General features: G+C 71.7%; 19 protein-coding genes. 9 read left to right on the top strand and 10 right to left on the bottom strand.

What is annotated here, in order from left to right:
- On the bottom strand, positions 1–683 hold a 683-nt coding region (locus tag ACFWV3_RS00095), incomplete at its 3' end, for a siderophore-interacting protein (protein WP_382406437.1).
- A 280-nt stretch (positions 684–963) separates the two neighbouring features.
- Between ACFWV3_RS00095 and ACFWV3_RS00090 the strand changes: the two genes are divergently transcribed.
- Positions 964–1896 carry a DUF4436 family protein gene (locus ACFWV3_RS00090; protein WP_382406435.1) on the top strand — a complete coding sequence of 311 codons (933 nt, stop codon included), beginning with the start codon at positions 964–966 and terminating at the stop codon, positions 1894–1896.
- Positions 1897–1964: 68 nt separating this feature from the next.
- On the opposite strand, the gene ACFWV3_RS00085 is transcribed toward ACFWV3_RS00090, so the two are convergent.
- Entirely contained in the window at positions 1965–4106 is a 2142-nt protein-coding gene (locus ACFWV3_RS00085; RefSeq protein WP_382406433.1) for a DEAD/DEAH box helicase, read from the bottom strand.
- Between the two features lie 142 nt (positions 4107–4248).
- Between ACFWV3_RS00085 and ACFWV3_RS00080 the strand changes: the two genes are divergently transcribed.
- Genes ACFWV3_RS00080 through ACFWV3_RS00065 form a run of 4 tightly spaced genes read left to right on the top strand, consistent with a single transcriptional unit; the run spans position 4249 to position 5946 of the window.
- On the top strand, positions 4249–4575 hold the full coding sequence (locus tag ACFWV3_RS00080; RefSeq protein ID WP_382406431.1) for a hypothetical protein: 327 nt from the start codon (positions 4249–4251) through the stop codon (positions 4573–4575).
- A gap of 42 nt (positions 4576–4617) precedes the next feature.
- Entirely contained in the window at positions 4618–4992 is a 375-nt protein-coding gene (locus ACFWV3_RS00075) for a hypothetical protein (protein WP_382406429.1), read from the top strand.
- Positions 4985–5365, top strand: a complete 381-nt coding sequence (locus ACFWV3_RS00070) for a hypothetical protein (protein ID WP_382406427.1) — start codon at positions 4985–4987, stop codon at positions 5363–5365. Before ACFWV3_RS00075 ends, ACFWV3_RS00070 begins: the two co-directional genes overlap by 8 nt.
- Positions 5344–5946 carry a class I SAM-dependent methyltransferase gene (locus ACFWV3_RS00065; protein ID WP_382406425.1) on the top strand — a complete coding sequence of 201 codons (603 nt, stop codon included), beginning with the start codon at positions 5344–5346 and terminating at the stop codon, positions 5944–5946. Before ACFWV3_RS00070 ends, ACFWV3_RS00065 begins: the two co-directional genes overlap by 22 nt.
- On the opposite strand, the gene ACFWV3_RS00060 is transcribed toward ACFWV3_RS00065, so the two are convergent.
- From ACFWV3_RS00060 to ACFWV3_RS00035, 6 genes are read right to left on the bottom strand one after another with little or no spacing between them, the layout of a single operon-like run.
- On the bottom strand, positions 5933–6853 hold the full coding sequence (locus tag ACFWV3_RS00060) for an arsenic resistance protein (protein WP_382406423.1): 921 nt from the start codon (positions 6851–6853) through the stop codon (positions 5933–5935). The two genes, ACFWV3_RS00065 and ACFWV3_RS00060, sit on opposite strands and share 14 nt — an antisense overlap.
- A 39-nt stretch (positions 6854–6892) precedes the next feature.
- Complete coding sequence (gene purU / locus ACFWV3_RS00055; RefSeq protein WP_382406421.1) at positions 6893–7735, bottom strand: formyltetrahydrofolate deformylase; 843 nt, start codon at positions 7733–7735, stop codon at positions 6893–6895.
- Positions 7735–8319, bottom strand: coding sequence for a sarcosine oxidase subunit gamma (locus ACFWV3_RS00050; RefSeq protein ID WP_382406419.1), 585 nt, complete (start codon positions 8317–8319; stop codon positions 7735–7737). Before ACFWV3_RS00050 ends, purU begins: the two co-directional genes overlap by 1 nt.
- Complete coding sequence (locus ACFWV3_RS00045) at positions 8309–11113, bottom strand: 2Fe-2S iron-sulfur cluster-binding protein (RefSeq protein ID WP_382406418.1); 2805 nt, start codon at positions 11111–11113, stop codon at positions 8309–8311. Before ACFWV3_RS00045 ends, ACFWV3_RS00050 begins: the two co-directional genes overlap by 11 nt.
- Positions 11110–11391 carry a sarcosine oxidase subunit delta gene (locus ACFWV3_RS00040; protein ID WP_382406416.1) on the bottom strand — a complete coding sequence of 94 codons (282 nt, stop codon included), beginning with the start codon at positions 11389–11391 and terminating at the stop codon, positions 11110–11112. Before ACFWV3_RS00040 ends, ACFWV3_RS00045 begins: the two co-directional genes overlap by 4 nt.
- Before the next feature lie 22 nt (positions 11392–11413).
- On the bottom strand, positions 11414–12643 hold the full coding sequence (locus ACFWV3_RS00035; protein WP_382406414.1) for a sarcosine oxidase subunit beta family protein: 1230 nt from the start codon (positions 12641–12643) through the stop codon (positions 11414–11416).
- 68 nt (positions 12644–12711) lie between these two features.
- Here ACFWV3_RS00035 and ACFWV3_RS00030 point away from each other — a divergent pair, with 68 nt between their 5' ends.
- A complete protein-coding gene (locus ACFWV3_RS00030; protein ID WP_382406412.1) occupies positions 12712–13371 on the top strand; it encodes a GntR family transcriptional regulator in 660 nt (219 codons plus the stop codon).
- Here the strand turns inward: ACFWV3_RS00030 and ACFWV3_RS00025 are convergent.
- On the bottom strand, positions 13355–14149 hold the full coding sequence (locus tag ACFWV3_RS00025; protein ID WP_382406410.1) for an SDR family NAD(P)-dependent oxidoreductase: 795 nt from the start codon (positions 14147–14149) through the stop codon (positions 13355–13357). The genes ACFWV3_RS00030 and ACFWV3_RS00025 overlap by 17 nt on opposite strands.
- A 62-nt stretch (positions 14150–14211) precedes the next feature.
- Between ACFWV3_RS00025 and ACFWV3_RS00020 the strand changes: the two genes are divergently transcribed.
- Both ACFWV3_RS00020 and ACFWV3_RS00015 read left to right on the top strand, forming a co-directional pair.
- Entirely contained in the window at positions 14212–15453 is a 1242-nt protein-coding gene (locus ACFWV3_RS00020; protein ID WP_382406408.1) for an MFS transporter, read from the top strand.
- A 5-nt stretch (positions 15454–15458) separates the two neighbouring features.
- The gene (locus ACFWV3_RS00015; protein WP_382406406.1) at positions 15459–16067 is read left to right on the top strand and encodes a TetR/AcrR family transcriptional regulator; all 609 of its coding nucleotides are present in this window, start codon (positions 15459–15461) and stop codon (positions 16065–16067) included.
- Between the two features lie 78 nt (positions 16068–16145).
- Here the strand turns inward: ACFWV3_RS00015 and ACFWV3_RS00010 are convergent, their stop codons facing one another.
- Positions 16146–19547: a S8 family serine peptidase gene (locus tag ACFWV3_RS00010; protein ID WP_382406404.1), complete on the bottom strand. Its 3402-nt coding sequence runs from the start codon at positions 19545–19547 to the stop codon at positions 16146–16148.
- A 174-nt stretch (positions 19548–19721) separates the two neighbouring features.
- Between ACFWV3_RS00010 and ACFWV3_RS00005 the strand changes: the two genes are divergently transcribed.
- Positions 19722–20690, top strand: coding sequence for a helix-turn-helix domain-containing protein (locus ACFWV3_RS00005; protein ID WP_382406402.1), 969 nt, complete (start codon positions 19722–19724; stop codon positions 20688–20690).
- Positions 20691–20862: the final 172 nt, after the last annotated feature.

Genomic DNA, 20862 nt, shown 5'->3' with positions numbered 1-20862 from the left:
CGGGTGACTCTTGGGTGCTGTGCACCCCGTTTGTGGCCTCCCCGGGGCGCGGTGGACATGGTGGCGGCTTCCCCTTCCACGCCAAAGTGGCAAGGACCGGCGACCCCGGCCACGGCGGCGCGGACGCGGTCGAGCAGAGCGGTCCGATCCTGACCTCCGGCCGACGCCACGACCTCGACGGAGTCCGTCTTCAGCCCGACGTGGTCGAGGACGGCGGGCACCAGGTCGGGCCGCTGTGCTTCGAACACCGTCGCGATCCGCGCACCCGTGCCCTGCAACGCCACCGCGAGCGCAATGCTCGTCTCGTCACCGACCAGCACCACCCGCTCCCCGTTCGCGGGCGGGGAGATCGACCGGCGCGGACCCATCAGCTCCGCCGTCGTGCCCGGCTCGACGGCGCGGAACCAGTCGGCGGCAGGCCCGTCGCCGTGCGTGTAGGCGAGCAGCCGGGTGCGCGACTGCCCGGTGTCCCAGTCGACGGGCGTGTAGGTCCGCATCGCGAGCGTGCCGCGGCGCGGGCGGATCTGCAGCTTGGCGCCCGCTGCCCAGGTCGCGGAGCCGAACGCGGGCGAGTGCAGCTCGACGAGCACGAACCGCTCGTCGATCCGGTCCACGGCGACGACCTCCGCGGCCGTGAGAACGGCTGCTCCGGCCAGGTCGGCGAGACGGGTCCCGATTCCCATGATGTCCTTCCGGCGGCGCCGGACCACGTGCCCGGCGATCTCCGCCGATTCTTCCGCCCGCCGCCGCTCCCCCACCACCGCCCCGGCGCGGCCGAATACCGGAAACCCGCCATTCCCAGTGCCACAGCGTCTCAACAGGCTTGCCAGCACAAGTCCAGAGTGGACATCGCATCAATCCACAATGGATTCTTTTCTTCCCCTCGAACCGCTTGCGCCCGCATTCCCCCGCGTGCCAATATCCGTAGGACTCCTACCAAATTGGTTCCGAAAGGGTTTCTCGATGAGCACCGACCTGCGCCCACGACGGAAATCCGCCTGGAAGGTCCTGGCGTTCGTGGCACTCCTGGTGCTGGTCACCGCCGGAAGCCTGACCGTGTACCTGGTGGAGCGCACCCAGGGGCAACAGGCGATCTCACTGGGCGACTCGACGTCGGCGAACCGCCTCGACGTCAGCGTGTTCGTCCAGAAGACCGACGCCGTCCTGCAGGAGATCTCGGCCCAGGTCGAGGTGCTGCCGCAGGGCGCGCTGGCCGACGAGAACGGGTTGCCGCGCAAGGACATCACCCTCTACACCAACGGCGTCAAGGGTGACGTGCTGCCGTTCAAGGCGGGCAAGACGCCGAGCGTCGCCGACCTCAGGGTGGCGATGAACGACGGCGTGATCACCGACTACCCCTTCGACGGGTACCAGGTGGACTTCGGGTTCACCGCCGAGGTCGACGGCGCCGCGGTGCCGGTCGGCGTGACGCTGGTGAACGCCGACTCGTTCTTCAAGCTCACGCTCGGGCAGCACGAGGAGGCCCACGACGCGCTCACGTTCACCGTGGCGGCGAAGCGCTCGACCGGCACGTTCTCGTTCGCGCTGTTCATCATGGTGTTCATGTGGTTCCTCAGCCTCGCGGCGGTCATCGCCGCGTACTTCGCGGTGAGGGGCCGCCACGGTCTGCTGTGGCCGTCGATGAGCTTCATGGGCGCTCTGCTGTTCGCGCTCGTGCCGCTGCGCAACGCCGTTCCCGGGCAGCCGCCGATCGGGTCGGTCGTGGACTTCGGCGCGTTCTTCATCGCCGAGGCGCTGATCTCCCTGTCCCTCATCACGACGGTGGTCGTCGGCTACCGCGTCGAACGGGCCAAGGAGCGGGCGAAGGAGCTGGAAGCGGCGAAGGAGGCGGCCGAGGCGGAGCAGGGGCTGCTGGAGCCCGTCGGCCTGCGCTGAATCCGTGCGCTCAAACCCGTGCGCGGAAACGGCGGTCCGGCCGCTGTTTCCGCGCACGGCCACAGGTTCTAGACGCCCAGGCGTTGCTGCTCGGCCTGCACCACCCGCTGTTCCACCGACACCGCCGAGTCCAGCGCGCTCGCGTGGGTGTGCTTCGTGTCGCTCTCCCGGGCGTAGTGGTCGAACAGCAACGTCTTGTGGTCGCGGATCTCCCGCACCCGCGCGTCCACGCTGTCCTTGACCAGCAACCGGTGCACGTGCACCTTGCGTACCTGGCCCATCCGGTGGCACCGGGCGATCGCCTGGTCCTCGGTGCTCGGCTTCCACTGCGGCTCCGCGATGATCACCACGGACGCGGCCTGGATGTTGAGACCCACACCGCCCGCCTCGATCTGGGCCACCAGCACCGCGTGCCCCTCGCGCGCCGTGAACGCGTCCACGAGCTCCTGGCGTCCCTCCGCCGACGTCGCGCCGGTCAGCGGACCGAAGACGTCGACGTGCTCCGCGACCGCGTCCAGCACGTCGTGGAAGTACGAGAACACCACGACCTTCCAGCCGTTGTCCCGCGACTCCTCGATGATCTCCAGCAGCCGTTCCAGCTTGGCCGAGCCGCGGGGCGTGCCCGGCGCGTAGGCGGCACGGCGCATCGCCATCAGGTTCCCGTCGCGCACCGCGGTGAGGTACGCACCCCGGTCCTGCCTGCCGAACTCGACCCAGTCCTCGACCTCCAGCAGCTCCGGCAGCTCGCCCAGCACGTCCTCCTGGTTGCGCCGCAGGTACACCGGGGCCACGACGCGGCGGAAGGCCTTCGCCCCCACCACGGCGTCGATGGTGCCCGTGCGGGCCGCGACGCCCGGCTGGAGGTAGGCCACCAGGTTGCGGAACTCCTCGACGCGGTTCTCCATCGGCGTACCGGTGAGCAGCACCGCCCGCTCCGCGCGTTGCACGACCGCGTCGACCGCCTGCGAGCGTTGCGTGTCCGGGTTCTTGACGTAGTGCGCCTCGTCCACGACCACCAGCGTCGGACGGAACTTCTTCGGCAGCACCAGTTTCGGCAGCGTGCCGAACGTCGTCACGCCGACCCCGCCCTGCGCCAGCCACTTCCCGACCGCGCCGTCACGGCCCGCGCCGTGCATCCGGTGCGGCACGAGGTCGCTGTGCCGGGCGATCTCGTTGACCCAGTTGACGACGACGCTCGCCGGGCAGACCACCAGGAACCCGCGCCGTCCCTGCGCGGCGAGGCTCGCCATCACCGCGACGGCCTCGATCGTCTTGCCCAGTCCCATCTCGTCGCCGATGATCACGCGCTTGCGGGCGAGCGCGAACTTGGCGCCGAACACCTGGTAGCCGCGCAGCGACACCTTCAGCAGGCTGGTGTCCAGCGGGGTCGCGTCGACCTCGTGCTCGATGTCGGCGGGGACGAACCCCCTGGCGGCGCTGTGGTCCGGCTTCTCCCGCGTCCCGGAGAGATCGGCGAGCAGCGTGTTGTACGCGGCCGCGTCGAGCTCGTAGTCGCGCCACAGCGCGCGGTGGTCCAGGTCCGGCACGCGCAGCTGCGTGCCGACCGCCCGCAACGCCGCCACGTCACGGCCGGCCAGCAACGTCCGGAGCCGGCCGAGCGAGTCGAGGGCGGCCTGCTTCTTCCTCGGCGAGGAGAAGAACATCCGCACCCGGCTCCAGGTGCGGGAGGCGGCGCGCACGTCGGCGTCGACCCTCTCCAGCACGTCCTCGAGCACGTCGTGCAGCGGTCCGACGAGCTGGTTCGCCCTGCGCAGCTTGGACAGCAGCTGCAGCAGCTCGGTCTGGGCTCGGTCGGCGCGGTCGGGGTCGAGCCGGACGGACGTGTCCCGTTCGACGCCCTCGACGACGGCGCGGGCGACCCGGACGATCTGCTCGGCGGTCTGCCTGCCGACCCCCGGCACGCGGTCGAGCTCGGCCAGTCCCGCCGCGGCGACGTCGGCCACGGTCCCGTAGCCGGCGTCCTTCAGCGTGCTCAGCCGCAGGTTCGCGGTGGTGTCCCTGAGCTTCTCCACCGGCATCGCGCGCAACCGCTCGGCCACCAGCGCGGCGCGGACCGCCCGGTACTGGGCGGAGGCCAGGGCGAGCAGCCGTTCCGGTTCCGCGCGCACCCCGGCCACCTCGGCGCGGAACGCGTCCGCGGCGGCGAGCACCGCCCGTGCCGGCCGGCCGACCTTCGACGAGTCGTCCACCCGTGTCCTTTCGTCATGCGGTCCGAGAGACGGACATCGCGCTCTCCCCTGTACCCAGTCTCGGTGCGCGGGTATGCCGGTCGTGTTCCGGGTCGGGTTCGCCTCCCGGGCCCCGCGGTGTGATCGATGCGATCCTGGTGCGATGGCCGCACCGGAGCACACGTCCGACGGGCACTTCGTCGTGGTCAACGGACGGCGGTGGCGGGCCACCGACCCCGAGATCCCGCCCGACCCGGCCGCCAGGCTGCGCAGCCTGCTGATGGCGGCCCGCCGGGACGTCGGCGCCGCCCTCCGCGCCGACGACGCCGAGGCGGAACGGGACGCCCGCGCACGGGTCCAGCTCGCGAAGGTCGCCCTCGGCGAACGCGGCACCCCGTGGTGGGAGCAGACGGCGAGTGAGCGGCGGCAGCGCTGGCAGGACGGCCTGGACGCACTGGAGGGTCGCGACGCCGGGAAGACCGGTCCGTGACACCATCAGGGCGTAGATCGCTCCACCCGGGAATCGAGCCTGATGATCGACGTGTTGCCGACGGTGCTGACCGTCCTCGCCCTGGCCGGCGCTGTCTGGTCGGTGGTGCTGGTCGTGCTGAACCAGCCGCTGCTGCCGTTCACGACGGCCAAGCGCGGCCTGCTGGCCCTGCTGGCGGTGCTGGAGACGGGCCTGTTCGTCCAGGCCGTGATCGGGCTCGGGCAGATCACGTCGCGGGAGATCGACCGGCTCTCGTTCGCCGGGTACCTCATCGGCGCCGCCGTGATCATCCCGGTCGCCGTGGTGTGGGCGGCGGGTGAGCGCAGCCGGTGGAGCGGCGGCGTGCTGGCGGTCGGGTGCCTGAGCATCCCCGTCATGGTCCTGCGGCTCGGCCAGATCTGGGCGGCTCATGCCTGACGCGTCGATCCGGCAGGGGCCGGGGCGGATGCTGGTCGCCGTCTACGGGATCTTCGCGCTCGCGGCGACGTCGCGCTCGGCCGTGCAGCTCGCCACCCGCTTCGACCAGGCACCGGTCGCGTACCTGCTGTCGGCCTTCGCGGCCGTCGTGTACATCGTGGCGACGGTGACCCTCGCGACCGGCTCGCGGCGGATCGCGTTCGTCGCGTGCGGCATCGAGTTCATCGGCGTCGTCACGGTCGGGCTGGTCAGTCTGTTCGTGCCGCACGTGTTCCCGGACGCGACGGTGTGGTCGTTCTTCGGCATCGGGTACGGGTTCATCCCGCTGGTGCTGCCGGTCCTGGGGTTGTGGTGGCTGAGGAAGACGGCGTGACGGCGGAGTTCTGGGACGCGCAGGCGGCGACGTTCGACGACGAACCCGACCACGGGCTGCGGGACGAGCGCGTGCGGGAGGCGTGGGCCGCGGTGCTGCTGCCGCTCGTGCCGAGGGCGAACGCGGCCGTCGTGGACCTCGGGTGCGGGACCGGCAGCCTCGCGGTGCTCCTCGCGCAGGCCGGGCACGACGTCAGCGCGCTGGACTTCTCGGCGCGGATGGTCGAGGCCGCGGCGGCCAAGGCGAGCAAGGCCGGGGTGCGCGTCGACCTCGTCACGGGTGACGCCGCTCATCCGCCGTACGAGGAGGCGTCGTTCGACGTCGTCCTGGCCCGGCACGTCCTGTGGGCGTTGCCGGACCCGGCGGCCGCGGTCGGCAGGTGGACGCGGTTGCTGCGGCCCGGTGGCGTGCTGGTGCTCGTCGAGGGGCGCTGGTCGACCGGGTCTGGACTCACGGCGGCCGAGACGCGCGACCTGGTGCTGCGGGTGCGGGACGAGGCCGTGGTCACCCCGCTCGACGGCGAGGCGTTGTGGGGACGGCCGATCGAGGACGAGCGGTACCTGGTCGTCAGCCGGCGTTAGGCAGCAGCCGCGGCACGGCGCGGACGTAGACGACCATCCCGACGACCTCGACCAACGTCTGCGTCACGACCACCGCGGCGACGTCACCGGGCAACGCCAAGGCGAGCGGCAGCACGACGAGCGAGTTGCGGGTGGCGCCGGTGAACACGATCGCGCGGCTCTCGGGCACGTCCAGCCGGAACAGCCTGGCGACGCCGAGCCCGAGGAACGCCATGACCACCAGGAACACCACGTAGAACGGCGCGACGCTCACGACCTGCGCCAGGCCGGACAGCTTCGGCACCTGCGACGCCACCACGGCGAACAGGGTCACGGCCATCAACGGCACCATCGAGGTGCTCACGGCGCCGACGAACCCGCTGAACCGCTGGGTCAGCCACGCCAGTGCCAGCGGGATCGCGATCAGCACCGCGAACGCCTCCACGAACGGGCCGGGCTCGACCACGTTCACCCGGAGGAACAGCAGCAGGAACACCGGCAGCAGGGCCATCTGCGCGAGCAGCAGCAGCGGAGTCGCCGCGAGCAGCCGGCGGTGGTCGCCGCCCGCCAGTCCGCTGAAGACGATCACGTAGTCGACGCACGGCGCGAGCAGCACGAGCAGGACGCCGAGCCGCACGGCCTGGTCCGCGGGCAGGAACCCGATCATCGCCGCGACGACCAGGGGCACCACGGCGAAGTTCACCACCAGCACGGCCGCGAGGAACCGGCCCGCGCGCAGCGAGCGGCCCAGTTCCGCGACCGGGACCTGCAGGAACGTGACGTAGAGCAGGACGGCGAGCACCGGGTTGATGGCGTGCTCCAGCCACGGACCCGCGGCCGGGGCAGCGAGGCCCGCCGCCGCACCGGCCGCCAGCGCGCCGAGGTAGACGGCGACCTGGTGGCGTTCCACCGCCGCGACGAACGGCACCGTCACCTCCTGATCGAGTTGATCAGGACGATAGCCCGGTCAGCGGAACACGACCGTGCCGTTGCCGTTGAGCAGCACCCGGTGCTCGCAGTGCCAGCGCACGGCCCTCGACAACGCCAGCGCCTCCGCGTCCCGGCCGGCGGCGGTGAGCGCCCGCGGGTCGAAGGAGTGGTCGACGCGCAGCACCTCCTGCTCGATGATCGGTCCCTCGTCGAGGTCCGGCGTGACGTAGTGGGCGGTGGCGCCCACGTACTTCACGCCGCGGTCGTAGGCCTGGTGGTACGGCTTGGCGCCCTTGAAGCCCGGCAGGAACGAGTGGTGGATGTTGATCACCCGGCCGGCCAGCTTGGCGCACAGGTCGTTCGACAGCACCTGCATGTACCTGGCCAGCACGACGAGATCGGCCTGGTACTCCTCGACCAGCTCCAGCAGGCGTTGCTCGGCGGCGGCCTTGGTGTCGGCGGTGTTCGGCACGTGCACGAAGCCGAGCCCCGCGGCCTCCGCCATCGGGCGCAGGTCCTCGTGGTTGGACACGACCGCGGCGATCTCACCGCCGAGGCTGCCCGCGCGCCAGCGGAAGAGCAGGTCGTTCAGGCAGTGCCCGGCCTTCGACACCAACACGAGCATGCGCGGCGGCCGGTCGTCCCACAGGTCGAAGTCCATCGCGAACTCCGCCGCCACGGCGGCGAACTCGCGGGTCAGGTCGTCGGCGTCGACGGACGTGCAGGAGAAGGCCGTGCGCAGGAACAGCCTGCCGCGCACGTCGTCGTCGAACTGCTGGTGCTGCAGGATGTCGCAGCCGTGGCCGACCAGGAACGACGTCACGGCGTGGACGATGCCGGCGCGTTCCGGGCAGTGCAGGGTCAGGGTGAACCTCGCCATCACGGCACCTCCAGGTACTCGGTGCACGCGTCGGCGAGCCAGGCCGCGAAGTACCCGGCGAAGGACGACCGCACCAGCACGGTGCAGCGGTCGTCGCCGTTCACCTGCAGGACGATCCCCGTCCTGGCGAGGAGTGTCTGCACGCAAGTGCCGGCGGGAGCCGAAGACGGGTGCAGGTCCACGGAACATCCGTGAGCCAGCACGTCCCGGACGCGCGGCCCTTCCAGGGCCACCGTCGTGCGCTGAGCCGAAGTGTCCACAACGGACCCTCGCGAAGTGCCGAGCGCGCCACGCACCACCTCCTCGATCGCCACCTGGTGGCCGGGCGGTGCCACCACCAGGAACTCGTCCGGTCCGAGCCAGAGCACCTCGACGGCACCGAACGGCCCGGTGCCGGAGGTGAAGGTGCAGGCGGCGGGGAACGCGACCCCCAGGGCCTCGCCCATCGCCGCGATCGCCTCGGGCGCGGACACCCGCACCGTGAGCTGCGAGCGGAAAGGCAGCTCCGCCACCGACAACGCGGGTGCGAGAGCGGCCAGCCGGGAGGTCCAGGCGGTCAGCGGGCTCACCAGGTCAGCCGTCACGACGGGTCCCCTCCTTGTCGTACAGCACGGACTCGGTGACGGTGACCGGCACGAGCGCGTCCTCGACGGGCACGTACAGCGTCTCGCCGATGCGCGTGTGCCCCGACCGCACCAGGGCCAGCGCGAACGTCCTGCCCAGCGCCGCGCTCGGGTAGCTCGACGTGACGTGGCCGAGCATCCGGACCGGTGGCTCGGGAAGCCGGTCGGTCTCGACGATCTGCGAGCCCTCCGGCAGCAGCACGGACGGGTCGACGGGCAACAGCCCCACGAGCTGCTTGCGGTCCGCGCGGGTGTTCTCCGCGCGGGCGAACGAGCGTTTGCCGATGAAGTCCGGCTTCTTCTTCGACACCGCCCACGACATGCCGAGGTCCTGCGGGGTGACGGTCGCGTCGGTCTCCTGGCCGATGATCGGGTAGCCCTTCTCGGCGCGGAGCACGTGCATGGTCTCGGTGCCGTACGGCGTGATCCCGTACTGCTCCCCCGCCGCCATCAACGCCTCCCAGACGGCGATGCCGTGCCAGGCGGTCACGTTGATCTCGTAGGCCAGCTCGCCGGAGAAGCTGATCCGGCACACCCGCGCGGGCACCCCGGCGACCTCGGTGTCGTGCCAGGTCATGAACTCGAACGCCTCGTTCGAGACGTCCAGGTCCGGCGCCACGGCCGCGAGCACGTCACGAGATCTCGGGCCTACCAACGGGATCGTGGCCCAGTGCTCGGTGACGGACGTGCAGTGCACGTCGAGGTGCGGCCACTCAGTCTGCAGCCACTCCTCCATCCAGTCGAGGATCTTGGCGGCGTTGCCGGTGGTCGTGGTGACGAGGTAGCGCTCCTCGCCGACGCGGATCACCGTGCCGTCGTCGATCACCATGCCGTCGACGCCGCACATGACGCCGTACCGGATGCGGCCGACCTTCAGCGTGCTCATCATGTTGGTGTAGAGCATGTCCAGGAACTTCCCGGCGTCCTCGCCCTGCACGTCGATCTTGCCGAGCGTGGAGCCGTCCATCAGGCCGACGCTCTCCCGGGTGGCCTTGCACTCGCGCAGCACCGCGGTGTGCAGGTCCTCGCCCGGCTTCGGGTAGTACCAGGGCCGTTTCCACTGACCGACGTCCTCGAACAGCGCGCCGTGCGCCACATGCCACGGGTGGATCGCCGTGACGCGCACCGGGTCGTGCAGCTCACCACGGTCGCGTCCGGCCAGTGCCGCGAACGAGACCGACGTGTACGGCGGGCGGAACGTCGTGGGCTTCTGCTCCCCCAGTTCGACGCCGAGCGCCTCCGCGACGATGCCCGCCGCGATCATGCCGGACGTCTTGCCCTGGTCGTGAGCCGTGCCGATGGTCGTGTAGCGCTTGACGTGCTCCAACGACCGCAGGCCTGCCCCGGTCGCCCGCAGGACGTCGGCGACGGTCGCGTCCCGTTGCAGGTCCACGAAGCTCGTGTCGTCGGAACCGGGCACGCGCCACAGCACGAGACCGGACCGTGCCGTGCACCGCGAGTCGGACACGGGCACCGGAACCTGGCCACCGGACGCGAACCCCGCGGCCGCGGCGGCGTCCCGTCCCTGGCGCGCACAGGCGTTCAGGTCCAGCTCGCCGGTCGCCGATCCCGCCACGCGCACGGTCGGAAGCTCTTCGCCCGGCACGAAAGCACCGAGCTCCGCGTCGTACCGGAGCTTGCCGCGAGCCTGGCTGAAGAGGCTGACGACCGGGTTCCAGCCGCCGGACACCAGCAGCGTGTCGCAGGAGATCGTCTCGTCGCCGAGGCGCGCGGCGGTGATCCGCCCGGCGCCTTCGGTCCCGGTCACCACCTGTCCGGCGCGGACCTCGATCCCCCTTGCCGCGCACTCGGTGGCGAGCCTCGCGGGCACCTCCGGCCGGGCGTCCACGACCAGCGCGATGTCCACACCGGACTCGGCGAGGTCGATCGCCGCGCAGTACGCGCTGTCGTTGGTGGTGAACACGACCGCCCGCGAACCGGGCAGCACGCCGTAGCGGTGCAGGAAGGTGCGGGCGGAGGAGGCGAGCATGATGCCGGGGCGGTCGTTGTCCGGGAACACCACCGGCCGTTCGTGGGCGCCGGTCGCGAGCACGGTCTGCTTCGTCCTGATCCGCCAGACGCGGTGGCGCGCATGGGAAGCGGGTGCGGCGAAGCCGAGGTGGTCGGTCCGCTTCTGCAACGCCAGCACGAACCCGTCCTGGTACATGCCGAACGCCGTGGTCCGTTCCAGCACCAGCACATCAGGCGTGCTCTTCAGCTCCGCGACGACGTCCGCGACCCACTCCGCAGCCGGTCGCTCGTCCAGGTACTCGTCCACGCCCAGCAATGCGCCGCCGGCCTGGTTCTGCTCGTCCACCAGCACGACGCGAGCCCCGCTGCGGGCCGCGGTCAGCGCCGCCATCAGGCCGGCGGGTCCGGCACCGACGACCAGCACGTCGCAGTGCTCGTGCTTGGCGTCGTACCGCGCGGGGTCCGGGTCGGACGCGAGCTTTCCCTGTCCTGCCAGGCCACGCGCCACCAGTCCGTCGTAGAGCTCGACGGTGGTGGCGAGCAGCATCGGTTCGGAGAACGGCGCCTCGACCTGGACCAGCGACGTCGGGTCCTCGGAGCCCGCCGCGACGATCCCGCGCGGGCGGCCGAGCTTCACGCTGCTGCCGACCTCGTGCACGCCGTTCGCCAGCAACGCCGACGCGAGCGTGTCACCGGGGTGCCCGGTGTACTCGGTGCCGTTGAAGGTGAAGCGCAGCGACGTGCTCCTGTCGATCGAGCCACCGGTGGCGGTGCGGAACGTCATGCGGTCACCTCCGGCATCGGCTCACCCGCGCGGTAGACGGCGAGCAGGTCGTGGGTGCGGGTGTCGCGCACGGCGTTGAACCACCGGCGGCACCCGGCGCTGTGGCTCCAGCGCTCGGCGAACGGCCCGCTCGGGTTCTCGCGGAAGAACACGTACTGAGCCCACTCCTCGTCGGTGAGCGCCGCCGGGTCCTCGGGGTAGGCGACGTGGGCCTGGCCGCCGTAGTGGAACTCGGCTTCCTCGCGCGGTCCGCACCACGGGCACGGGATGAGTTGCATCGTCAGCTCCCGGAAGATTCGGTCAGTGCGCGACGGCGGCGGCGCCGTGCTCGTCGACGAGGGCGCCGGTGGTGAAGCGCTCGAGGGTGAACGGCTCGTTGTACGGGTGCGGTTTGTCGTGGGCGATGGTGTGCGCGAAGCAGTCGCCGACGCCGGGCGTGGCCTTGAACCCGCCGGTCCCCCAGCCGCAGTTCAGGTACAGCCCGCCGACCGGGGTGAGGCCGACGATCGGCGACGCGTCCGGGCTGACGTCGACGATGCCCGCCCACGTCCGCAGCAGGTGCGCGCGGGCGAAGACGGGGAACAGCTCCAGCGCGGCCGCCATCTGCTGCTCGATGATGTGGAACGAACCCCGCTGGCCGTAGCCGTTGTAGCTGTCGATGCCCGCGCCCATGACGAGCTCTCCCTTGTGCGCCTGGGAGACGTAGACGTGCACGGCGTTCGACATCACGACGGTCGGGTGCACGGGTTCGAGCAGCTCGGAGACCAGGGCCTGCAACGGGTGCGAGGCGAGCGGCAGCCGCAGGCCGACCATCTTCGCGAGCACCGAACTGTGCCCGGCGGCGCACAACGCGACCTTCCCGGCGGCGATGCGACCGCGGGACGTCTGCACGGCGGTGATCCGGCCGTTCGCGGTCTCCAGTCCGGTGACCTCGCAGTTCTGGATGAGGTCGACGCCCATCTCGTGCGCGGCCCGCGCGTAGCCCCACGCCACGTAGTCGTGCTTCGCGATGCCCGCGCGGGGCTGGTAGGTCGCGCCCAGCACGGGGTAGCGCACGTCCGGCGAGATGTTGACGATCGGGCAGATCTCCTTGACCCCGGCGGGATCCACCCATTCCGCGTCGATGCCGTTGAGCCGGTTGGCGTTGACCCGGCGGATGCTGTCGCGCACGTCCTGCAGGCCGTGCGCCAGGTTCAGCACGCCGCGCTGGTCGAACAGGATCGGGTAGCCGAGGTCGTCCTCGAGGCCCTCCCAGAGCTTGAGCGAGTGCTCGTAGATGCCGGAGCTCTCGTCCCAGAGGTAGTTCGACCGGATGATCGTGGTGTTGCGGGCCATGTTCCCGCCGGCGAGCCAGCCCTTCTCCAGCACCGCGACGTTCGTGATGCCGTGGACCTTCGCGAGGTAGTACGCGGTCGCGATGCCGTGCCCGCCTCCGCCGACGACCACGACGTCGTAGGACGCCTTCGGCTCCGGGTTGTCCCAGAGGAAGTCCGGGTGCTCGGGCAGATGCGCTCCGGGCGGGCTGGTCATGGACGGCGCCTCCAGCGGGTCATCTGGTCGACTACTGGTATATCAGTCTGTGCCGTACGGTAGGTCACATGAACGCACGGGTCAACGACGAGCCCGCCGCCGTCTCACTCACCGAGCAGGCGTACGCGGTCCTGCGCGACCGCCTGGTGATGCTGGAGATCAAGCCGGGCGAGCCCATCAACGAGGACCGGCTGCGCGCGGAGCTCGGCGTCGGCCGCACTCCGATCCGCGAGGCCCTCAAGCGCCTCGAACAGGAACGGCTCGTCGTCGCCTACCCCCGCCGCGGCACGTTCGCCACGGACGTGAACATCTCGGACCTCTCGCACATCTCCGAGGTCCGGCGCACCCTGGAGCCGCTGGCCGCGGCCGCCGCGGCCGAGCGCGCCACGACGGCCGACCGCGCCGCCCTGACCGAGCTGCGGTCCCAGCTGGAGACCGCCGCGCGGCCGGGCGACAACATCGCGCTGCTGCGCGACGACGTGGGCGTGCACCGGGCGATCTACCGGTGCGTGCACAACCCGTTCCTGGAGGACACGCTCATCTCCTACGACAACCTGGCGACGCGCATCTGGTGCGTGTTCCTGCCGCGGTTGTCCGGGATGGCCGGACACGTCGACGAGCACGTGCCGCTGCTGACCGCCATCGTCGAGGGCGACGAGGAGAAGGCCTCCGAACTGGCGGCGCAGCACGTCATCGGGTTCGAGAAGGCGATCAGGGCGCTGATCTGAAGGCGTCGAGCAGGGCCGCCGCCCGCTTCTCCAGGTGCGGCCGGATCTCGTCACCGGTGAAGATCCACGTCTGCCCGGCCTCGACGCCCGCGAGCACCATCTCCCCCACCTCGTCGACCGACGGCCCGCCGCGCAGGAACTCCTCGACCGCGGGCACGTACTCCTCGCTCAGCCCCACCTCGGCGTGCGACCGCCTGGTGTTCGCGACGATGCCCGTGTCGACCGGACCGGGACACAGCACGCTGACGTCGACGCCGCGCCCGGCCACGTTGAGCCGCAACGACTCCGACAGCCCGACCACCGCGAACTTCGCCGTCGCGTAGAGCAGGCTCGGGTCGGACACGAGCCCGGCGCCCGAGGCGGTGTTGACGATGCACCCCGCACGGCGCTCCAGCATGCGCGGCAGGAAGGTCTGGACGCCGTTGACGACGCCGGTCAGGTTGACCGCGAGCGCCAGGTCCCACTTCGCGTAGCTCAGCTCGTCGACGGTGGAGTGCGGCACGATCCCGGCGTTGTTGAACAGCAGGTCGACCGGCCCCAGCTCCTCCTCCGCGTCGTCGGCGGCCGCGGCGAACCCGTCCCGGTCGCGCACGTCGAGCCGGTAGGTCCGGACCGCCGTCACCCCGGACAGCTCCTCGGCGCTCGCGTGCAGCGCCGGCTCGTCCACGTCGGCCAGCGCCAGGCCCACGCCCCGCCTCGCCAGGGCACGCGCGATGCCCAGCCCGATCCCTCTCGCGCCGCCCGTCACGAAGGCGACCGACCCCGTCCAGTCCCGCATCGAACCACCCGTCTATGTCGGCTGACTAACTCTATGTTGACTAACACAGTAGCCTGCTCGGCATGGAGATGACGATCGGCAAGGTGCTCGCCGGAGGGGGCCGGGCCACCCTCGGCGTGCTCGTGGGACTGCAGGTGCTCGACAGCGTGGACGGCGTGATGCTCGTGGTCTTCGCGCCGGAGATCAGCCGGTCGCTGGGGATCGGCACGGAGACGATGGCGACGCTGGCCGCCCTGGCCGCGGTGATGGTCGCCGTCGCCGCACTGCCGCTGGGCCTGCTCGGGGACCGACATCGCCGCACGACGATCGCCGGGGCCGCCACGCTCGTGTGGGCGGCGGCGGCCGGGTTGCTGGGCACGGTCCAGCACCTGTGGCAGGCGGTGGTGCTGCGCGTCGTCTCGGGGGTCGGCAAGGCGAACGAGGGCCCGATCCAGTCGTCGCTGCTCGTCGACGCCTACCCGCGGGACGGCCGGGGACGCGTGCTCGGCCTGCACCGGGGCGGCCAGCCGCTGGGGATCGTGGTCGGGCCGCTGCTGGCGGCGGCGTTCGCGGCGCTGGTCCCCGTGGAGAACGAGCCGTGGCGCTGGGCGTTCGCGTTCCTCGCCGTCCCCGCCCTGCTGCTGGGGCTCGGCGCGTTCCGGTTGCCGGAGCCCTCGCGCGAACACTCCACGGCCACCCCGCGGGGCGCGCTCACCCAGCTCCTCGGCATCCGCACGTTCGTCCTGGCCGCCCTCGGGCTCGGCGCGTTCGGCATGGCCGTGACGACGGTGCCGACCTACCTGTCCGTCCTGCTGGACCGCCAGCTCGGCCAGGACGCCATGGCCCGCGGCCTGATCACGTCGGCCTGCGCGGTGGGCGGGCTCGCCGGGGCGGCGCTCAGCGGCTGGCTCAGCGACCGGCTGTTCCGCTTCAGCCCCAAGGGATGTCTCTACCTCGCGGCGGTCGCGCTCACCCTGCTGGGCGTCGGGTTCGCCGTGCAGGCGCACGCGCCGGACGTGACGACGTACGTGGTCGTCGGCGTGCTGACCCAGGCGATGACGTTCGCCGGGATCGTCCCGTTGAGCCTCGTCGTGGCCGCGGTGACGCCGCACGAGATCCGGGCGACGGCGTTCGCGCTGATGGGGGTCTGCACGGCGGCCATCGGCGGCCTGGGCGGGGCCCTCGTCACCGGTGTGGCGAAGGGGTTGTGGGGCGAGCAGACCGCGGTCACCGTGGTGGCGCCGGCCGGGTCGGTGCTCGCGGGAGTCGTCCTGGTGGTGAGCGCGCGGCACGTGCTCGGCGACATCGCGAGGCTCGTACGATGACCGCCGTGACCTCCCCCGGACAGCGCCGGATCGACGAGATCGGTGACGAGAGCCGCCGCCGCATCCTGGACGCGGCCGAGGAGCTGTTCGCCGAACGCGGGTTCGACCGCACGTCCTTCGTGGACATCGCGAAGCGCTCGGGCATCAGCCGCGGCTCGATCCCGTGGCACTTCAAGAACAAGGACGGTCTGGTGATGGCCGTCGTCGAGCGCGTGGTCGACCGGATCTGGCCCGCCGAGCGCTACCAGTCCGTGCCTTCGCTCACCGAGGTGTTCACCGAGACCGCGGAACTGCTGCGGTCCGGCAACTCGGCGCTGGTGTTCATGGTGCTGGTCGAGGCCTTGGGCGACCGGGGTGTCGTGACCGAGCAGTACCAGCAGTTCTTCACCCGGCGGCGCGAGGGCATCGAGGTGCTGCTGCGCCTGCGCCGCCCGGCGGACGTCGACCCGGCGGTCGCGGAGGGGAAGGAGCGCGCCGCCGCCGTCGCGCTCAACGGCGCGCTCCTGGGCATCCACCTCCAGGCGTTGGTCGATCCGGAGAACGTCGACCTGGAAAGCGCCCTGGTGTCCGTCGCGACCATGTTCGACCGCAACATCGCGGACGTCTGGGCCTGACGCCAGAGCCGCGCTCGCAGGTCACCGCGTCGAACGCCGACGGCCGGGAGAGCGGCGCCGCTCCCCCGGCTCCTCACGTCACCGCACGGTCACCGATCCCGTCAGCGGCCCGAACCGCACCGCGTGCGTTCCGCGGGGCAGGTCGCGCACCTCGAACGAGACCTTGGTGGTCTGGTTCTTCCGCACGAGCACCGCACGCTCGGCGGCGACGGCGCCGTCCACCCACAGCACGGCCTGGTAGGTGCCCGAGACCTCGCCGACGTCCTTCACCGATGCGGTGATCCGCACGGGCACCCGCCCGTGGCCGCCCTCGGTGCGCAGGTCCGCCACCGCGAACCGCGGTTCCGGGGCGGGTGCGCGGTCGTGGACGAAGATGTCCGAGCGGCCGTTCGTGTCGTCCTCGACGATGTTCGTCGCCTCGCTCTCGAACGCGATGTACCTGCCGTCGGCGCTGATCGACGGGAAGTCGCTGTAGGAGTCGCCCGGCCGGCCGCCGAGACCACCGGACACCTTGGCCGTCGTCCGGGCCCGCAGGTCGCGCACGAACACGTCCGACCCGCCGTCGTCACCGGGCACGAGGTTGGCGGCGAAGCTGAAGAACGCCACGAAGTTCCCGTCCGCGCTGATCCGCGGACTCGACGTGTACGCGTCCGCGCCGCCGGTCCCGGTCGCCGCCTGGGACACCAGCGTGCTCGACCGGGTCTGCCGGTCGTACACGTGGACCTGCGAGGGCGCGTCGGGACCGCTGCTCGCGTAGGCCACCTTGCGGCCGTCCGCGCTGATCGACGGCTGGGTCACCTCCGTCCCGGCCGGTGCCGGAAGAACTTCCGTCGTGCCGGTCGCCCGGTCGCGGACGAAGACGTCGCGGTGGTCGTTCGCGCTGCCCGGCACCAGGTTCTCCGCTCCGCTCTCGAAGGCGACGAACCTGCCGTCGGCGCTGACGCTCGGCTCCAGCGAGTCGCCGTCGGCCTGCACGCCGCCGGCGCCCAGCGAGACGCGTTCGGTGGTGCCGGCCACCCGGTCGCGCAGGAAGACGTCCTGCCGGCCGTTCGTGTCGCCCGGCACCAGGTTCGTGGCCTGGCTGAGGAACACCGCGTACCGGCCGTCGGCGCTGAAGACCGGCTGCCCGGACAGGTCGTCGGCCTGCTTCTCGTCCGACGAGACCGAGATCAGCTCGGTCGTGCCCGTCCGCCGGTCGTGCGCGAACGAGTCGGGCACACCGTTGACGTCGCCGGGCACGAGGTTGGCGGCACCGCTGAGGAAGCCGACGTACCGGCCGTCCGGACTGATCGTCGGGCTGATCGCCCACGCGTCCGCGCCGGTGCCGTTCGTCGCGACCGAGATCCGTTCGATCACGCCGGTGCGGTTGTCCCTGGCGAAGATGTCCATGTCGTCGTTCGCCTCGCCGGGCGCTATCTCCCCGGCCGCGCTGGCGAACGCGACCACCCCAGCGTCGCCGCTCATGGCCGGCCAGAAGGTGTGGGCCTGGATCTGCCCGCCGTCGCGGGTCAGCGAGACGCGTTGCGTCGCGGGCGGCCGTGGCAGCGCGAAGTCGGCTGCGGCGGGCCGTTTGCCGGACACGGTGACCTTCCGCGGAGATGCGGTCGAGATCCCGGCCGACGACGCGGACACCTGGTAGGTGCCTTCCGGGACGTCCTTGATCGTGTAATGGCCGTTGCCGTCCGAAACGGCGGTGAGGTCGTCCAGCACGTCCTGCACCCGCACCGTCGCGCCGGGCACCCGCGACCCCGTCGGCCCGTAGGTGACGCGGCCGGTGATCACACCCCGCGGCGTCGGCTTCAGCGCGACCTTCAGGTCCGTCAGCTTGCCGGTTCTCACGACGACGCGCACACGCTGCTCGTGGTAGCCGAAGCGGGACACGTCCAGGTCGTAGCTGCCCGCGGGCAGGCGGATCTTGAAGTGCCCCTCGGCGTCGCTGGTGTAGGACCTGCCGGTGGACGCCACGGTGACCGTGGTGGCGCGCAACGGATCCCGCGACCGGTCCGCGGTGACCGTCCCGCTGATGCCGCTGGCGAGGCGCGCCTCGGCGACGGCGGCGGCCGCGTCGATCCGGCCGGCGCCGAAGCGGGTGTTGGGCCGCGCACCGTAGCGGTCGTCGGAGAACGACGTCCCGGTCAGGATCTCCAGCGTCTCGTCGGGCGTGAGCCCCGGATGTGCCTGGAGCATCAGCGCGACGGTGCCCGCGGCGTGCGGCGTGGCCATGGACGTGCCGCTCAGCAGGCCGTACTCACCGCCGGGCAGCGCAGAGAGGACGTCGACGCCGGGTGCGGACAGGTCCGGCACGACGTAGCTGTCCGGCCAGCTCGCCGGCGCGTCGACCCAGTCCTTCTTCCGCACGACACCGCCGCACGAGAAGTCCGGCACGTTGTCGTCGGCGTCGGTCGCGCCGACACCGGTCGCCTCGAAGACGTTGCCGGGAGCGGCGGACCCGCCGGCCACGCACTCGTTGCCGATGGCGAACGCCGGGAACGCGCCCGCCAGGTAGATGTTGCGGGCGGGCTCGACCATCTCGCCGCTGTAGCCCTCTTCGCCCAGCGACATGCTCACGACGTCCGCGGGCCGGCCTGCGGGCCTGCCGTCGGCGTCGTAGGGCGCGATGGCCCACTGCATGCCGGCGATCACCTGCGCGAGCGTGCCGGTGCCGCCGGGGATGACGAGCCCGGCCATCAGCTCGGCGCCGGGCGCGACACCGATCTGCGTGCCGGAGCTGTGGCCGCCCGCGATGGTGCCGGCCACGTGGGTGCCGTGGTAGGAGCTGTCGTGCGGGGTGGAGTGGACCGGGGAGCCGTCGGCGGTGAACTCGATCCAGCCACCGGGGTGCTCGGGGTTCGCCGGCTCCCCGCTGACGAGCTTGCCCGCGAGATCGGGGTGCTCGACGTCGATGCCGGTGTCGAGGACCGCCACCCGCACTCCCGCACCGGTGACCCCGTCCCGCTGCACCCGGTCGGCGCCGATCTTCTGCACACCCCAGGTCACGGCGGTCTGCACCGCCGTGGCCTGCTTGCGGGGCTCGGCCGGTGACCGCAGCGTGAAGTTCGGGATGACCCGGTCGACCAGCGGCAGCGCGGCCACCGCGCCGAGGGTGGCCGGGGTGGCGCGGACGAGCACCATGTTCTTGAGCCAGAAGGACTTCACCACCTCGTCCCCGCGTGCGCCGACCAGGTCGGCGACCGGGGCCTGCATGGCCTTCGCCGAGTCGGTGAGCACCTTGCGCGCCGTCTCCGGCGCGGACGACCGCACACCGCGGTCCTTCAGGACCACGACCGCCTCGAACCGCGCGTCCGGCCCGGACCGGGCACCGGCCATCCGGTCGAGCAGCTCCTGCGCGATCTTCGACCGGCCTGGCGCGGGAGGCGGGTCGGCAACGGCCACGGCGGACCCGGTACCGAGGCACCCGGCGGTGACGAGCACCGCGAGCGCCAGGTACCGGCCGCGGGTCCGCAAAGCGGACAGGGACATGGGGAGACTCCTTCGCTCCGACACCACGCGGACAAGCAAGACGGCGCGCCCCGTGTGAGGTTGCGCGCCGTCGACGTGAAAACGGTGCAGGAAAGATCACCGCCGTGACAAGGTCATCGGCACGGCGGATTCCGGTCACGTGTCGGGAACCCGACACGAGGAGGGGGCGGTGACGTGCTGGAGTCGATCGGCGTGAACGGCGCGGACGAGGCGACCTACGAGGCACTCGTCCGGCGCACCCAGGCGACCGCCCCCGAACTCGCCCACGACACCCACCGCTCACTGCCCGCGACCCGACGTGCGGTGCAGGTCCTGGTCGAGCGCGGCCTGGCGACCCGCTCCACCGGCCGCCCGACGCGCTACGTGGTCGTCCCGCCGGACCGTGCCATCGAAGCCGTCCTCCGCGAACGCGAGGCAGCCCTGCGCGACACCCGCCGCCACATCGGCACCCTCATGGAGACCTACCGCGCGAGCACCCGGTTCGCCCACCCCGGCGAACTCGTCGAGGTCATCTCCGGACGCGACGAGGTCAACGAACGCTGGGCGCGGATGCAGCAGGACATCCGCGAGCAGATGCGCGGCTTCGACCGCCCGCCGTACGCGGCCCCGCAGGGCCACGGCGAACCCAACCACCTGGAGCTCGCGCTGCTGGCCCGCGGCGTCAAGTACCGGGTGGTCTACGACAAGAGCGCGATCGAGCTCCGCGGCCTGCTCGGCGACATCGAACTGGGCGTGCGGCACGGCGAGGAGGCGAGGATCGCGGGCGACGTCCCCATGAAGCTGGCGATCGCCGACGACCGCCTCGCGATCATCCCCCTGATGCGCCCCGGCGACCCCGCGCTCACCGCCTCCTACCTCATCCACCCGTCACCCCTGCTGGACGCCCTGATCGCGTTGTTCGAGGCGGTGTGGACGCGGAGCGTGCCGGTCCGGTTCGGTCCGGCGAACCCCGGTGAACTGTCGTCGGAGGAGTCGACCCTGCTGATGCTGCTGGCGTCCGGCGTGCCCGACAAGGCCGTGGGCCGCGCGCTCGGCTGGAGCGAACGCACGGTTCAGCGGCACGTCACCAAGCTGATGCAGCGGACCGGGGCGCGGACGAGGTTCCAGATCGCGATGGAAGCCACGCGTCGCGGCTGGATCTGAGCGCCACCGGCCTGCCGCCTGGTCGCGCCGGACCCGCCCCTGGTCGATGCGGCCCAGCGGAACCGGCAGCGCCTAGGCGCTGTCCTGAGGATCTTCACCCAGGTGGAGACGACGCAGCCGAGGTGCCGCAGGTCCGGTGCAAGGCCAGGCGGATCGAAGCGGGCCAAGGCGA

It is taken from the genome of Lentzea sp. NPDC059081 (genome assembly GCF_042738015.1).
Classification (GTDB): domain Bacteria; phylum Actinomycetota; class Actinomycetes; order Mycobacteriales; family Pseudonocardiaceae; genus Lentzea.
This window is presented reverse-complemented; position numbering and strand designations above follow the sequence as displayed.